This window comes from Sphingomonas faeni (genome assembly GCF_040407565.1).
Taxonomy (GTDB): Bacteria; Pseudomonadota; Alphaproteobacteria; order Sphingomonadales; family Sphingomonadaceae; genus Sphingomonas; species Sphingomonas faeni_F.
The window spans coordinates 18942-32604 of the sequence record NZ_JAPZPR010000011.1 but is presented as its reverse complement, the minus strand read 5'-3'; the positions used below and the strand labels follow the sequence as shown (position 1 = coordinate 32604).

The window sequence follows — 13663 nt, the reverse complement described above, 5'->3', positions numbered from 1 at the left end:
AGCTAAGGCTTCCGTCATGCCGGGCTTGTTCCGGCATCCACCGTGCCGCAAAATCGAGAGACTGCGGTTTGCGGAACCGTGGACCCCGGAACCAGTCCGGGGTGACGGAGTGGTTTGGGACAACCGTTGTCCAAACACGCGCGTCGGATCGGTGCGACCCAAATGACAGAACCCAAACTCCTCGCCATCGTGGAGGACGACGAGACCTTCGCCCGCACGCTTCGTCGCTCGTTCGAACGTCGCGGCTACGAGGTGATGCAGGCCGCGAGCCACGAAGAACTCGTCGAGCAACTGGCCGAGCGCACGCCCCGTTACGCGGTCGTCGACCTCAAGCTGGGCGGCGCGTCCGGCCTGGTCTGCGTTCAGACGCTCCACGCGCACGACCCCGAGATTCTCGTCGTCGTCCTCACCGGCTTCGCCAGCATCGCCACCGCGGTCGAGGCGATCAAGCTCGGCGCGTCGCACTACCTCGTCAAACCCTCGAACACCGACGACATCGAAGCCGCGTTCGACCGCACCGAGGGCAGCGTCGACACCGAACTCTCCGAGCGCCCGACCTCGATCAAGACGCTCGAATGGGAGCGCATCCACACCACGCTCGCCGAAACCGACTTCAACATTTCGGAGACCGCACGCCGCCTCGGCATGCACCGCCGCACGCTTGCGCGAAAGCTCGAGAAACGCCCGGTAAAATAGCCGCAACGCTTCGCCGAAGGCGCGCGTTGTCGTTCGATGCCAGTGCCCAAACCCTCGCGTCTCTGGCAGCCGAAGCGCCTGCTCGCGACCCCGTCCGCGCTGACCTGGGAGCACGGTGCCGAGATCGCCGCGCGTGCAACCGGGCTTGGCGTACCTGTCACGACGCTACCGAGCGACCGCCTCAAGCTTGACTTCCCCGACGACTCCCGCCGCGCCTATGCGGAAGCCAAGGCGACGCTCGCGCTGGTCGTCGCGCCACCCTCGAAGCGCAAGCTCCAGCCGATCGCCCCCAGCGCGGACTGGCGGATCGACCTCGCCGAAGGCTGCCCCGCGCATTGCGGCTATTGCTACCTCGCCGGCTCGCTGAAAGGCCCGCCGATCACGCGCATCTACGCAAACCTGCCCGAGATCCTCGCCGAACTCCCCGCGCACCTCGGCCAGGGCACCGTCACGTCGCGCTCGACCGCCCGCGCGCACGAAGGCACGACGTTCGAGGCGTCCTGCTACACCGACCCGCTCGGCATCGAGCACGTCACCGGATCGCTCTCCGCCCTGATCGCGTATTTCGGCGCGTGGGAGGCGGACGTGCAACTGCGCTTCACCACCAAGTTCGACGCGGTCGAGCCATTGCTGGGTCTCGACCACCGCGGCCGCACCCGCATGCGTGCCTCGATCAACCCCGCCGCCTATGCACGCTTCGAGGGCGGCACGAGCCCCGTCGCCGCCCGGCTGGTGGCGCTACGGAAAATGGCGGACGCGGGCTACAAGATCGGCCTGACGGTCGCGCCGATCATCGCCGCCGAAGGCTGGCGCGAGGCGTATGGCGAACTGCTCGCAGAGGCAGGCAAGGTGCTCGCCGACGTTCCCGACGTGACGATCGAACTGATCACCCACCGCTACACCCCCGGATCGAAGGCGGTGCTCGAAACCTGGTACCCCGGCTCGTCGCTCGACCTCAGCATGGCCAACCGCACCGAGAAACGTACCAAGTTCGGCTCGGTGAAATACGTCTACGACGCCGACACGATGCGCGCGCTCCGCAGCTTCTTCCAGGACGAGATCGCGGCCAAGCTTCCGCAGACCCGTATCCTGTACTGGACCTGACCGCCGCGCCAACCGGCAACGTAGCGTTGCCATTAGCGGCCTTCCGATCGCTGCCACCGCCGCCTACCTCGAAACCATGACAAACATCCACCAGCCCACGCTCTTCATCCCGCACGGTGGCGGGCCTTGTTTCTTTATGGACGACCCCGCAGGGAACTGGACCGGCATGGCCGCGTACCTCCGGTCGATCGCCGCCTCGCTGCCCGAAAAGCCCAAGGCGATCCTCGTCGTCTCCAGCCACTGGGAAACGCGCGGCTTCGCGTTCACCGGCGCCGCGACGCCGCCGCTTATCTACGATTACGGCGGCTTCCCGGCGCATACCTACGAGTTGCGCTACGATGCGCCCGGTGACCCAGCCTTGGCCACCCGCGCCGCCGGCCTGCTCCGCGAAGCCGGCCTGACCGCCACCGTGGACCCGACGCGCGGTCTCGACCACGGCGTCTTCATCCCGATGAAGGTCGCGTTCCCCGACGCCGACATCCCGGTCGTCGAGATGTCGGTCGACCGCGATCTCGACCCTACGTTGCACGCCGCCGCCGGCCGCGCGCTCGCCCCGCTGCGGGACCAAGGCGTCCTGATCGTCGGCTCGGGCATGAGCTTCCACAACATGCGCGGCTACGGCGACCCCCGCTTCACCGCACCGTCCGAAGCCTTCGACCAATGGCTGACCGCCGCGGTCGAGTCCGAACCGACCGCCCGAGCGGCAGCGCTAGCCGGCTGGGCTGAAGCCCCCGCCGGCCGCCTCTCGCACCCCCGCGAAGAGCATCTCCTCCCGCTGATGGTCGCCGCCGGCGCTTCCGATCAGCCCGGCGTGCAAAACTACAGCGAGCACGTCCTGCAAACCGCAATCTCCGGCTACCGCTTCAACTAAGGCCGATGAAAATCATCTTTGGTGTACCCGTGTAGCGTAATTTTTCGTCATGCCGGGCTCGTTCCGGCATCCACCGTGCCGCACGCTCGATGGAATTTGGTTTGCGGGGCCGTGGACCCCGGAACCAGTCCGGGGTGACAGAGCTGTTTTCAAATCGCTTTACCCAAACGCCGAACTTCCATTTCGCTACAAAGGAATTCCCATGGCCCTTCCCGTCCTGCTCGCGATCTCAGGCAGCCTGCGCCGCGGCTCGTACAATACGGCGATCCTGACCACGCTTGGCGAAGCGATCACCGACAAGGCCGCGCTGACAGTCTTCGCGCTGAACGACGTCCCGCTCTACGACGAAGACGCCGACACCGACACGCCCCCCGCCGCCGTTGCAGCCCTCCGCGCGGCAATCGGCGCGGCCGACGGGATCGTCATCGCCTCCCCCGAATACAACCACGGCATGTCCGGCGTCCTGAAGAACGCGCTCGACTGGGCCTCGCGCCCGCACGGCAAGGCGACGCTCACGGGCAAGCCCGTCTTCACGCTCACCGCGTCGCCCGGCGCAGTCGGCGGCGCGCGTGCGCACGCGCAACTGAACGAGACGCTGGCCTCGATCGGCGCGCGCACCGTCCTGCGCCCCCAAGCCGTCGTCGGCGCGGTCCACGACAAGATCGCCGATGGTCGCCTCACCGACCAGCGCACGCTCGACTTCCTCGTGGCCGGCATCGACGACCTGCTCGCCGACATCGCGCGGCCCACCACCGCCGACCGCGAGGCCTCCTGACATGCGCCACGTCCTCAACCAGTATCCCGCCCAGCGCGACGACATCGCCGACCTGGTGACACGACGCCCGCTACCGGGCCCCGGCCTGCCGCAGGTCGATCCGTTCCTGTTCCTCAACCATCACGGCCCCCAGACCTATCGCCCCGGCAATAGCGGCCTCCCGTTCGGCCCGCACCCGCACCGCGGCTTCGAGACGGTGAGCTTCATCCTCGAGGGCGAGATGGCGCATCTCGACAGCGGCGGCCACGAAAGCATCATCCGCGCGGGCGGCATCCAGTGGATGACCGCGGGCTCGGGCTTGATCCACGCGGAAATATCGCCTGCGTCGTTCAAGCGCGACGGCGGCCCGCTGGAGATCCTGCAACTCTGGGTCAATCTCCCCGGCCGCCTCAAGATGACCAAGCCCGCCTATACCGGCCTCCAGCGCGAGGACATTCCCGCGATCCCGGTCGATGGCGGCACCGTGAACCTGATCTCCGGCACATTTGCCGGACGACAGGGCCCGTTCGAATCCCTGACCGACGTCGCGATGATGACGATCGAACTCGAAGCCGGCGCCAAGCTCGACCTGCCAGCCCCAACCGGCCGCGCGGTCTTCTTCTACGTCGTCGCCGGCGCCCCCACGGCCAACGGTACCCCGATCAAGCCGCACCACCTCGCCACATTCGGCAACGAGGGCGACACCATCACTGTTGAGACCGAAGCCCCCGCGACGATTCTCTACGGTCACGCTGACCCGATCGGCGAACCTGTCGTCTCCCACGGCCCCTTCGTCATGAACACCCGCGAAGAGATCGTCCGCGCGATCGAGGACTATAACGCCGGCCTGTTCGGCAACCCGCCAAGGTTGCCGTGAACCAATCCCGAGGGGGCGGTGGACCGACGGCGGGCGCTCACTGTATCGATGTGCTCAAACCGAAAATGCCGGCGCGCCTTTCTTATGCGCAAGTGCCGACGCAACCGAAGTCACCCCACCAAACAAGAAGCTGATCCCCAAAACATACCCCGGCAACGTCAACGCCGACCAAGGCAGCGTTGCCAACACGATCACCGCCAGCACGATGTTCACCACGCCCAGCGCAATCATGAGCCCCTTGCCACGCCGAAACCGCGCCCCTAGCCCGATCTCCAGCGCCCCACGCAAACAAAGCCAAACCGCAATCAGCAACGTCAGCGAGATCGCCCCCGTCGCCGGTTCGAACGCCATGATCAGCCCGATCACGAGCGACACCAGTCCGAACCCGATCGCATAGCCGCGCCCCTCATGCCCCTTGCCGGCCAACCCCGACACGATCGACACGATCCCGGCGGCAATGAAGAACGCCCCGATCACCAGAGTCGCGGCATAGGTTGCGGAAAACGGAGAGGCGAACGCCATGATCCCGAGCACCACCGACAGCACGCCATACGCCAGGATCCACCCCCAGCCGGCGCCCGCGCGCGGCGTCCCCGCCGCTGTGGTTTCGGTATCGGCAAAACGCCCGCGTGGATCGGTCATAAGAAATGCTCCCAGAAGTCCCCGCCGCAACGGCTCGTCGTGTCCGCGGTTCCGATCGGACTCATCCCGGCTGGTCGAATCACGCCGCAGCGCCTACCTCTGGTAGATGCATTCCGGTTACGTCCCCCTTCGCGTTTTCTCCTGCTACACCATGCTCGACGGCGCCATCGATCCGAAAGCGATCGCCAAGCAAGCGCGCGCCTTGGGCTTCCCCGCCGCCGCGCTGACCGATCGCAACGGGCTCTACGCGGCGATGGCGTATTCTGACGCCGCCAAGAAGGACGGGGTCCAGCCGATCATCGGCGTCATGCTCGGCGTCGGCCGCCCCGACATGCCCGACGGCGTCGCGACGCAGTTCGACTGGCTCGCGCTCTATGCGCAGACCATGACCGGCTACGACAACCTCTGCGCACTCGTCTCGATGGCGCATCTCGATCGCCCGATCGAGATGCCCGCGCACGTCGATTTCGCCGCGCTCGAACGCCACACCGACGGCCTGATCGCGTTAACCGCAGGCGGCGAGGGCGGTCTCGCCCGGCTGTTCGCGGAAGGCCAGCCCGACCGTGCCCGCGCGTATCTCGACCGCTTGCAAGGCCTGTTCGGCGACCGCCTCTACATCGAGCTGTCCCGTCGCAACGACGCCACCGAGATGGCCGCCGAAAACGACCTCATCGACATCGCCTACGAGCGCAACCTGCCGCTCGTCGCGACCAACCCGTGCTGCTTTACCGAGAGCGCATTCGGAGACGCGCACGACGCCATGCTCTGCATCGCGCACTCGACCTATGTCGAGACCGAGGACCGCATCCGCAGCTGCCCCGAGGCCTGGATGAAGCCCGCGCCGGTGATGCACGAGATGTTCGCCGACCTGCCCGAGGCGATCGCGAACACCTTGGTCGTCGCACAGCGCTGCGCGGTGATGGCGCCGTACCGCAAACCGATCCTCCCAAGCCTCGCCGGCGATATCGAGGGCGAGGCGAAGCTCCTCCGCGACGACGCCGAAGCCGGCCTCGAAGCACGCCTCGCCCGCATCACCGAACTCCACGGTGAAGGAGAGGACGGCTGGCGCGAAGTCTACCGCAAGCGCCTCGCGTTCGAGGTCGACGTGATCGTCCAGATGGGCTTCCCCGGATACTTCCTGATCGTCGCGGACTTCATCAAATGGGCGAAGGACCACGACATCCCGGTTGGCCCGGGCCGCGGCTCGGGCGCAGGCTCGGTCGTTGCCTGGTCGCTGACGATCACGGACTTGGATCCGATCAAGCTCGGCCTGCTGTTCGAGCGCTTCCTGAATCCGGAACGCGTTTCGATGCCCGATTTCGACATCGATTTCTGCGAAACCCGCCGCGGCGAGGTGATCCGCTACGTCCAGGAGAAATACGGCCGCGATCAGGTCGCGCAGATCATCACCTTCGGGAAGCTGAAGGCGCGCGCCGTGCTCAAGGACACCGGCCGCGTGCTGCAGATGAGCTACGGCCAGATCGATCGTCTCGCGAAACTGGTCCCGAACCACCCGACCGACCCCTGGACGCTGGAGCGTGCGCTCAACGGCGTCGGCGAACTGGCCAAGGAATACGCCAACGACAACGGCGTCCGGAAACTGCTCGATCTGGCGATGAAGCTGGAAGGCCTGCCGCGCCACTCGTCGACGCACGCCGCTGGCGTGGTAATCGGTGATCGGCCCTTGGCGCAGCTCGTCCCGCTCTATCGCGACCCTCGGTCCGACATGCCCGTCACCCAGTTCGACATGAAATATGTCGAGGGTGCCGGCCTCGTGAAGTTCGATTTCCTCGGGCTGAAGACGCTGTCGGTGCTCCAGAAGGCAGTGCAACTGCTCGCCAAGCGCGGCGTGACGGTCGATCTCGATGCGCTCGAATGGGACGACACCGGCGTGTACGCGCTCCTGCAAAAGGGCGACACGGTCGGCGTGTTCCAGCTCGAGTCGGAGGGCATGCGCCGCACGCTGTCCGCGGTACGCCCATCCAATTTCGGCGACATCATCGCGCTCGTGTCGCTGTACCGACCGGGCCCGATGGACAACATCCCGTCGTTCGGCCGCCGCAAGAACGGCACCGAGGCGATCGACTACCCGCACCCGCTGCTCGAACCGATCCTGTCGGAGACCTACGGGATCTTCGTTTACCAGGAACAGGTCATGCAGGCGGCGCAGGTCCTGGCCGGCTTCTCGCTCGGTGGCGCGGATCTGTTGCGTCGCGCGATGGGCAAGAAGGTGAAGGCCGAGATGGACGCGCAGCGCGCGGGGTTCGTCGAGGGTTGCCTGAGCGTCAACGGCATCAAGAAGGCCGAGGCGAACGCGCTGTTCGACTTGATCGACAAGTTCGCCGGCTATGGTTTCAACAAGAGCCACGCGGCCGCCTATGCGCTGCTGGCGTACCAGACCGCGTGGCTGAAGGCGCACCACCCGCACGAATTCTTCGCAGCGTCGATGTGCTACGACCTTCACCAGACCGATAAGCTCGCGATCTTCACCGACGACATGCGCCGTCTCGGAATCACGGCGCTGCCGCCCTGCATCAACGCGAGTCAGGCGGAGTTCGACGTCGAGGTTCTGCCCGACGTCGAACTCGTGCCCGAACCAGAAGCTTGCTCACCCGCGAAGGCGGGTGCCCAGACTGGGTCCCCGCCTTCGCGGGGAAACAATCTAGCGGTGCGATATGCACTAGGGGCTTTGAAGAGCGTTGGCGAAGGCGCGATGGAAAAGCTCATCGTCGAGCGCGTCCAGAACGGCCCGTTCGCCGGCCTCGACGACCTCGCCAAGCGCGTCGACCCGCGCCTCCTCAACAAGCGCCAGCTCGAGACGCTCGCCGCCGCCGGCGCGTTCGACGGCCTCGACCAGAATCGCGCCGGTATCCACGCCACCGCCGAGACGATCCTCGCGATCGCCGCGCGCACGCACGAACAGAAGACCAGCGGGCAGGGCGGCCTGTTCGGTGACGCCGAGCCCGCAGGCGACGCGATCAAGCTTCCCCCCTCGGTCCGCTGGACGCTCAGCCAGCGCATGGACCAGGAGAAGGAAGCGTTCGGCTTCTATTTCTCCGCGCACCCGGTCGATCGCCACCGCCACATCGCGGTCAGCCACGGCGCCCGCGCCTACACCGCGCTGTCCGAACTCAACATCCCCGACGACGGCAGCCGCGCCGGCGCGACGATGGCGGTGCTGGTCGAGGACGCACGCTACCGCACCTCCGCGCGTGGCAAGCGCTTCATGATGGCGCAATGCTCCGACGCCAGCGGCCAGTTCATGGCGACCTGCTTCGACGACCAGGTCTCGAAGGATCTCGAAGAGGCGGCAAAGGCCGGCGGCTGCGGGCTGATCACCGTCGAACTCGACCGCAAGCCCGGCGAGGACACGCCCCGCGTCAGCATCAAGCGCATCCAGCCGTTCGAAGGCCTCGCCAACCTCGCGCGCTTCCAGGTGGTCGTGACGATCTCCGAGATGACCGCGTTCGCAGGCCTCGCCTCACTGCTTGCCGAACACCGCGGCGCGCGCGGCGAGGTTCGCGTGCGTGCGGAACTGCCCGACGGCGAGGTCTGCATCCTGCTGGGTCGTGACTTCCTGCTCGACGGAGAGCTTGTCGAGCACATCGAGTCGTTGCACGGTGTCGCCAAGGTGGAGATGAAGACCTCGGAAACGAGGCTCGCTCTGGTCGGTTAACAGCTTGGGAGAGCATGAATGCTGGGTGGAATGCAGGATTTCGAGCTTCGTGTTCCCCGCCTGATCGACCATGCGGCCCGCGAACACGGGCGCCGGGAACTCGTCAGCTACTGGGCCGACGGTCGCGAGACCCGCACCAACTGGGCCGGCATTTCCCGAGACGCCCGCAAGCTGGCCCAAGCGCTCGAAAAGCTCGGCGTAGCGCCCGGTGACCGGGTCGCGACGCTGGCCATGAACCACGCGCACCACCTCGTCGCTTGGTACGGCACGATCGGCATGGGCGGCGTGATCCATACGATCAACCCGCGGCTGTTCGACGAGCAGCTCGTCTACATCGCCAATCACGCCGAAGACCGCGTGATGCTCTACGACAAGGCGTTCCAGCCGCTCGTCGATCGCCTTCGCGCGCAGTGGACCAGCATCCGCCACTATATCTGCTTCGATGACCTCGGTCCGGACGGTTTCCAGGCCATGCTCGACGCGGAAGACGGCGATTACGAGTGGGTCGAAGGCCCCGAGCGCGAGCCATGCATGCTCTGCTACACCAGCGGCACCACGGGCAATCCGAAAGGTGTGCTCTACACGCACCGCTCGACGCTGATCCACGCGATGGCCGAGGTCGCGCCGTGGGTGTTCGATCTCTCGCCGAACGCCGTGGTGCTGCCGGTCGTGCCGATGTTCCATGCCGCCGCCTGGGGCCTGCCGTTCGCCTGCGCGCTGTCGGGGGCGAAAGTGGTCTATTCCGCAGTCAACGATCCCGCCGTGCTGTGCCGGCTGATGAACGACGAGAAGGTGACGCACTCCGCCGGCGTGCCGACCGTCTGGCTCGCCATGTTCGGCCACATGGACGCGTCGGGCGACGCGCCGCGCCACCTGAGGCAGGTCACGATCGGCGGCTCGGCAGCGCCGCGCGCGATGATCGAGCGGATCATGGGCATGGGCGCCACGGTGAAACACCTCTGGGGAATGACCGAGACCTCGCCGATCGGCACCGCGGGCTTCAACCCGCCGCACTGGGAAGACATGACGCATGACGAAAAACTCGACCTCGTCGGCAAGCAAGGCAGCGTCCCCTTCGGCATAGAACTCCGCATCATCGACGACGAGGGCGTCGTCCTCCCCCGCGACGGCTCGATCGCCGGCCGGTTGCAGGTTAGGGGCCCCTGGGTCGTGCAACGCTATTTCGGCGCCGACGAGGACGCAGTCGACGGTGAAGGCTGGTTCGACACCGGCGACGTCGCGATGCTGCACGCAGACGGCACGATGCAGATCACCGACCGCTCGAAGGACGTCATCAAGTCCGGCGGCGAATGGATCAGCTCGGTCGACCTGGAGAACGCCGCGGTAGGCTGCTCCGGCGTCGCGGAGGCGGCGGCGATCGGCATCTATCACCCCAAATGGGACGAGCGCCCGCTGCTGCTGGTCGTCCGCAAGCCGGGCAGCGAGGTCACCGAACAGGCTATCCTCGATCACTTGGCCAAGCACGTCGCCAAATGGTGGCTCCCCGACGCGATCGTCTTCGTCGAAGACCTGCCGCACACCGCGACGGGCAAGCTGCTCAAGACCGCCCTCCGCGAACGCTTCAAGGATTTCGCGCTGGCGACCGCCTGACTTCCCCCCTCCCTGAAAGGGAGGGGCCGGGGGTGGGTCGGCCTGCTCGTGGTGCAACGTCTCCTGATACGGAACCCGACCCACCCCCAACCCCCTCCCTTCCAGGGAGGGTGGAGAATACGCCACGCGGCGCCCTCCATTTCGCACTTGCACAATTCCCGCGATCCAGCGAGCTTGTCACAATGACCGAGGCCACCCCGATCATCCGTAGCGGCGCGAACGAGGCGAACGCCGTCACGCTGCCCGCACGGCCGGAATCGCTCCGTCTCGACCCCGCGGAAACCGCGGTCGTCGTCATCGACATGCAGAACGCCTACGCCTCCCCCGGTGGCTACGTCGACACGGCGGGCTTCGACATCGCCGGCTCGGCCGGCACCATCGCCCGGATCGCCAAGGTCCTCGACACCGCCCGCGTGGCGAAAATGCCGGTCGTGTTCCTCCAGAACGGCTGGGACCCCGACTATGTAGAGGCCGGCGGCCCCGGCTCGCCCAACTGGCACAAGTCCAACGCGCTGAAAACAATGCGCGCGCGCCCCGAACTCCAAGGCCAGTTCCTTGCCCGCGGCGGCTGGGACTATGAGATCGTCGACGCGCTCGCTCCCCAATCCGGCGACATCCGCGTCCACAAAACCCGCTACAGCGCATTCTTCAATTCGCAGCTCGATAGCATCCTGCGCAGTCGCGGTATCCGCAACATCGTCTTCGTCGGCATCGCCACCAACGTCTGCGTCGAGAGCACGCTGCGCGACGGCTTCCACCTCGAATATTTCGGCGTGATGCTGGAGGACGCGACGCACCACCTCGGCCCGCCCGAGATGCAGGAAGCGACCGTCTACAACGTCGAGAAGTTCTTCGGCTGGGTCAGCACCGTCGGCGATTTCTGCGGTTCGTTCGGGCAGTTGCCGAAGTGACCCTTCCTTGTTCCCTCGCGAACGCGGGAGCCCAGGAATCACGAACGCTACCGCCCGCAACCCTGGACCCCCGCCTCCGCGGGGGAACGGCGATGACTTGAAAGGAAAGCAGATGCCGTTCGAAGCCATCAACCCGCCCCAGTTCCCGACCCCCATCGCCCCCTATTCGGCCGCCGCGAAGGCCGGCAACACGGTCTACGTCTCGGGCGTGCTGGCACTGGGCGAAGGCGGCACGGTCCTCCACGTCGGCGACGCCGCAGCCCAAACCCGCGCCATCCTCGACACCATCAAGACCACGCTCGAGGCCGCCGGCGCGACGCTGGCCGACGTCGCCTTCAACCACATCTTCCTGAAGGACCTTGCCGACTACGCCGCCTTCAACACGGTCTACGCCGAGTATTTCCCCGGCCCCAAGCCCGCGCGCTACTGCATCAAGACAGACCTCGTGAAGCCCGACTGCCTCGTCGAGATCGCCAGCATCGCCCACCTCGCTTGATGGGGATCGCAGGCGGCACCCATTGGGAGGAACACGGCCAGCCCGACGGCCCCGCGATCCTCTTGTCGAGCGGCCTCGGCGGTTCGGGTAGCTATTGGCAGCCGAACCTCGCAGCCCTCGGCGCCGGTCACCGCGTCATCACCTACGACCACCGCGGCACCGGCCGCTCCGACGCCCACGTCCCCGGCGACCTGACCGTCGACGCAATGGCCGCCGACGTCGTCGCGCTCATGGACGCGATCGGGCTCGAGAGCTGCACCTTTATCGGCCACGCGCTTGGCGGCCATATCGGCCTCGCGCTCGCGCTGTCCGCACCCGAACGGCTCGAACGTCTCGTCGTCATCAACGGCTGGGCCAAGCTCGACCCGCATACCGCGCGCTGCTTCGATACCCGGCTCGCGCTGCTGAAAGACAGTGGCCCCCGCGCATACCTCCACGCACAACCGCTGTTCCTCTACCCGCCGCAATGGATTTCGGACCATCACGACCGGATCCAGGACGAGGAGGAGGCGATGCTCGCGCATTTCCCCGGCGCGGAGATGATTCAGCGACGCGTCGCCGCGGTCCGGCGGTTCAACATCGCCGGCCGGCTCGACGAGATCCGCGTGCCGACACTACTGGTCGCGTCTGACGATGACATGCTCGTGCCGCCGTCCGCCTCAGAAAAGCTCGCCGCCGGCATCCCGGGCGCCCAGCTTGCGCGGATGGCGGCAGGGGCGCACGCGTGCAACGTGACGCGCGCGGAACATTTCAACATGTGGCTGCTCGACTGGCTCGACGGCGAATAGGAGCGGCATATGCAGGTCGGCGTCTTCGTGCCCATCAACAACAATGGCTGGCTGATCAGCGAAAACGCGCCGCAATACAAACCGAGCTTCGACCTCAACAAGGCGATCGCGCAGGCCGCCGAGAAGCACGGCCTCGATTTCCTGCTCTCGATGATCAAGCTGCGCGGGTTCGGCGGTAAGACCAAGTTCTGGGATTACGGGCTGGAGAGCTTCACGCTGATGGCCGGGCTCGCCGCCGTCACCGAGAAAATCAAGATCTACGCGACCTGCGCCACGCTGCTCGTCCCGCCCGCCTACGCCGCGCGGATGTGCAACACGATCGATTCGATCAGCCACGGGCGGTTCGGCCTCAACCTCATCACCGGCTGGCAGCCGCCCGAATATACGCAGATGGGGATGTGGCCCGGCGACGAACATTTCCGCAATCGCTACACGATGCTCGACGAATACGCGCACATCCTCCGCGAACTGTGGGAGGATGGAACGTCTGACTTCAAGGGCGACTATTACCAGATGACCGACTGCCGCGTCTGGCCAAAGCCGACCGGCGACATGAAGATCATCTGCGCCGGATCGTCTGAAGACGGCTTGGCGTTCTCCGCCAAGTGGGCCGACTACGCGTTCTGCCTGGGGAAGGGCGTCAACACGCCGACCGCATTCGCGTTCAACAACGACAGGCTGGCCGTCGCGACCGCGAAGACCGGCCGCGACGTTCAGATCTTCGTCCTGATCATGATCATCGCCGCCGAAACCGACGACGAGGCGATGGCGAAGTGGAAACACTATAACGCTGGCGTCGACGTCGACGCGATCGCCTGGCTGATCGATCAGGGTGCCAAGGACACGCACAACACGGACACCAACGTCCGCCAGCTCGCCGCCCCCGAAGGCGCGGTCAACATCAACATGGGCACGCTGGTCGGCTCGTACGAAAGCGTCGCGCGGATGCTCGACGAGATGGCGGCCGTCCCCAACACCGGTGGCGTCCTCCTGACCTTCGACGACTTCTTGGAGGGGGTGGAAGCATTTGGGACGCGTATCCAGCCGCTGATGAAGAGCCGCGTGGGTGTCGTCCCAAGCTGAAGTGGCCGCTTGCTGGCCTAACCCGCCCCAACCTTCTTTTGCCTCGCCCTCTCCCGTCGGGAGAGGGAAGTGCCCCGTGGCATCCTCGCCGTGGAAAGGGTGAGGGCAAGAGGAGGGCGCGCGTGACGAAGCGATCACCGCGCGACCACTACCC

Annotated in this window: 12 protein-coding genes; 11 read left to right on the top strand and 1 reads right to left on the bottom strand. The window is 66.3% G+C overall.

Annotated elements, in window-relative coordinates; genetic code table 11:
* Positions 1-162: 162 nt before the first annotated feature.
* The 5 genes from O6Y00_RS19140 (at position 163) to O6Y00_RS19120 (ending at position 4302) form a co-directional block, all read left to right on the top strand.
* Positions 163-696, top strand: a complete 534-nt coding sequence (locus O6Y00_RS19140; RefSeq protein ID WP_056490014.1) for a response regulator transcription factor — start codon at positions 163-165, stop codon at positions 694-696.
* Between the two features lie 36 nt (positions 697-732).
* Positions 733-1800 (top strand): spore photoproduct lyase family protein, encoded by a 1068-nt coding sequence (locus tag O6Y00_RS19135; RefSeq protein ID WP_353444149.1) that lies wholly within the window; start codon positions 733-735, stop codon positions 1798-1800.
* A gap of 76 nt (positions 1801-1876) precedes the next feature.
* Positions 1877-2671, top strand: a complete 795-nt coding sequence (locus O6Y00_RS19130) for a DODA-type extradiol aromatic ring-opening family dioxygenase (protein ID WP_353444148.1) — start codon at positions 1877-1879, stop codon at positions 2669-2671.
* 202 nt (positions 2672-2873) lie between these two features.
* Positions 2874-3446 carry an NADPH-dependent FMN reductase gene (locus O6Y00_RS19125; protein ID WP_353444147.1) on the top strand — a complete coding sequence of 191 codons (573 nt, stop codon included), beginning with the start codon at positions 2874-2876 and terminating at the stop codon, positions 3444-3446.
* Between the two features lies 1 nt (position 3447).
* Positions 3448-4302, top strand: coding sequence for a pirin family protein (locus O6Y00_RS19120; protein WP_353444146.1), 855 nt, complete (start codon positions 3448-3450; stop codon positions 4300-4302).
* A 54-nt stretch (positions 4303-4356) separates the two neighbouring features.
* Here O6Y00_RS19120 and O6Y00_RS19115 read toward each other — a convergent pair whose 3' ends face one another.
* Complete coding sequence (locus O6Y00_RS19115) at positions 4357-4944, bottom strand: HdeD family acid-resistance protein (protein WP_353444145.1); 588 nt, start codon at positions 4942-4944, stop codon at positions 4357-4359.
* A gap of 151 nt (positions 4945-5095) precedes the next feature.
* On the opposite strand from O6Y00_RS19115, the gene dnaE reads away from it, so the two are divergent.
* From dnaE to rutA, 6 genes are all read left to right on the top strand, one after another.
* Positions 5096-8620: a DNA polymerase III subunit alpha gene (dnaE, locus tag O6Y00_RS19110; RefSeq protein ID WP_435368651.1), complete on the top strand. Its 3525-nt coding sequence runs from the start codon at positions 5096-5098 to the stop codon at positions 8618-8620.
* Between the two features lie 18 nt (positions 8621-8638).
* Positions 8639-10231, top strand: a complete 1593-nt coding sequence (locus O6Y00_RS19105) for a long-chain fatty acid--CoA ligase (RefSeq protein ID WP_353444143.1) — start codon at positions 8639-8641, stop codon at positions 10229-10231.
* A 182-nt stretch (positions 10232-10413) separates the two neighbouring features.
* Positions 10414-11142, top strand: a complete 729-nt coding sequence (gene rutB, locus O6Y00_RS19100; protein WP_353444142.1) for a pyrimidine utilization protein B — start codon at positions 10414-10416, stop codon at positions 11140-11142.
* Between the two features lie 112 nt (positions 11143-11254).
* On the top strand, positions 11255-11638 hold the full coding sequence (gene rutC, locus O6Y00_RS19095; RefSeq protein ID WP_121886636.1) for a pyrimidine utilization protein C: 384 nt from the start codon (positions 11255-11257) through the stop codon (positions 11636-11638).
* Positions 11638-12426 carry a pyrimidine utilization protein D gene (rutD, locus tag O6Y00_RS19090; protein WP_353444141.1) on the top strand — a complete coding sequence of 263 codons (789 nt, stop codon included), beginning with the start codon at positions 11638-11640 and terminating at the stop codon, positions 12424-12426. The genes rutC and rutD overlap by 1 nt, the downstream gene beginning before the upstream one ends.
* 9 nt (positions 12427-12435) lie before the next feature.
* A complete protein-coding gene (gene rutA / locus O6Y00_RS19085; protein ID WP_353444140.1) occupies positions 12436-13509 on the top strand; it encodes a pyrimidine utilization protein A in 1074 nt (357 codons plus the stop codon).
* Positions 13510-13663: the final 154 nt, after the last annotated feature.

Bases quoted from the DNA above. Each gene is read 5' to 3' on its own strand.
- O6Y00_RS19140 (WP_056490014.1), top strand. From the start codon at position 163: ATGACAGAACCCAAACTCCTCGCCATCGTGGAGGACGACGAGACCTTC.
- rutC (WP_121886636.1), top strand. From the start codon at position 11,255: ATGCCGTTCGAAGCCATCAACCCGCCCCAGTTCCCGACCCCCATCGCC.
- O6Y00_RS19130 (WP_353444148.1), top strand. From the start codon at position 1,877: ATGACAAACATCCACCAGCCCACGCTCTTCATCCCGCACGGTGGCGGG.
- O6Y00_RS19105 (WP_353444143.1), top strand. From the start codon at position 8,639: ATGCTGGGTGGAATGCAGGATTTCGAGCTTCGTGTTCCCCGCCTGATC.
- O6Y00_RS19115 (WP_353444145.1), bottom strand. From the start codon at position 4,944: ATGACCGATCCACGCGGGCGTTTTGCCGATACCGAAACCACAGCGGCG.
- rutB (WP_353444142.1), top strand. From the start codon at position 10,414: ATGACCGAGGCCACCCCGATCATCCGTAGCGGCGCGAACGAGGCGAAC.
- O6Y00_RS19120 (WP_353444146.1), top strand. From the start codon at position 3,448: ATGCGCCACGTCCTCAACCAGTATCCCGCCCAGCGCGACGACATCGCC.
- dnaE (WP_435368651.1), top strand. From the start codon at position 5,096: ATGCTCGACGGCGCCATCGATCCGAAAGCGATCGCCAAGCAAGCGCGC.
- rutA (WP_353444140.1), top strand. From the start codon at position 12,436: ATGCAGGTCGGCGTCTTCGTGCCCATCAACAACAATGGCTGGCTGATC.
- O6Y00_RS19135 (WP_353444149.1), top strand. From the start codon at position 733: ATGCCAGTGCCCAAACCCTCGCGTCTCTGGCAGCCGAAGCGCCTGCTC.
- O6Y00_RS19125 (WP_353444147.1), top strand. From the start codon at position 2,874: ATGGCCCTTCCCGTCCTGCTCGCGATCTCAGGCAGCCTGCGCCGCGGC.
- rutD (WP_353444141.1), top strand. From the start codon at position 11,638: ATGGGGATCGCAGGCGGCACCCATTGGGAGGAACACGGCCAGCCCGAC.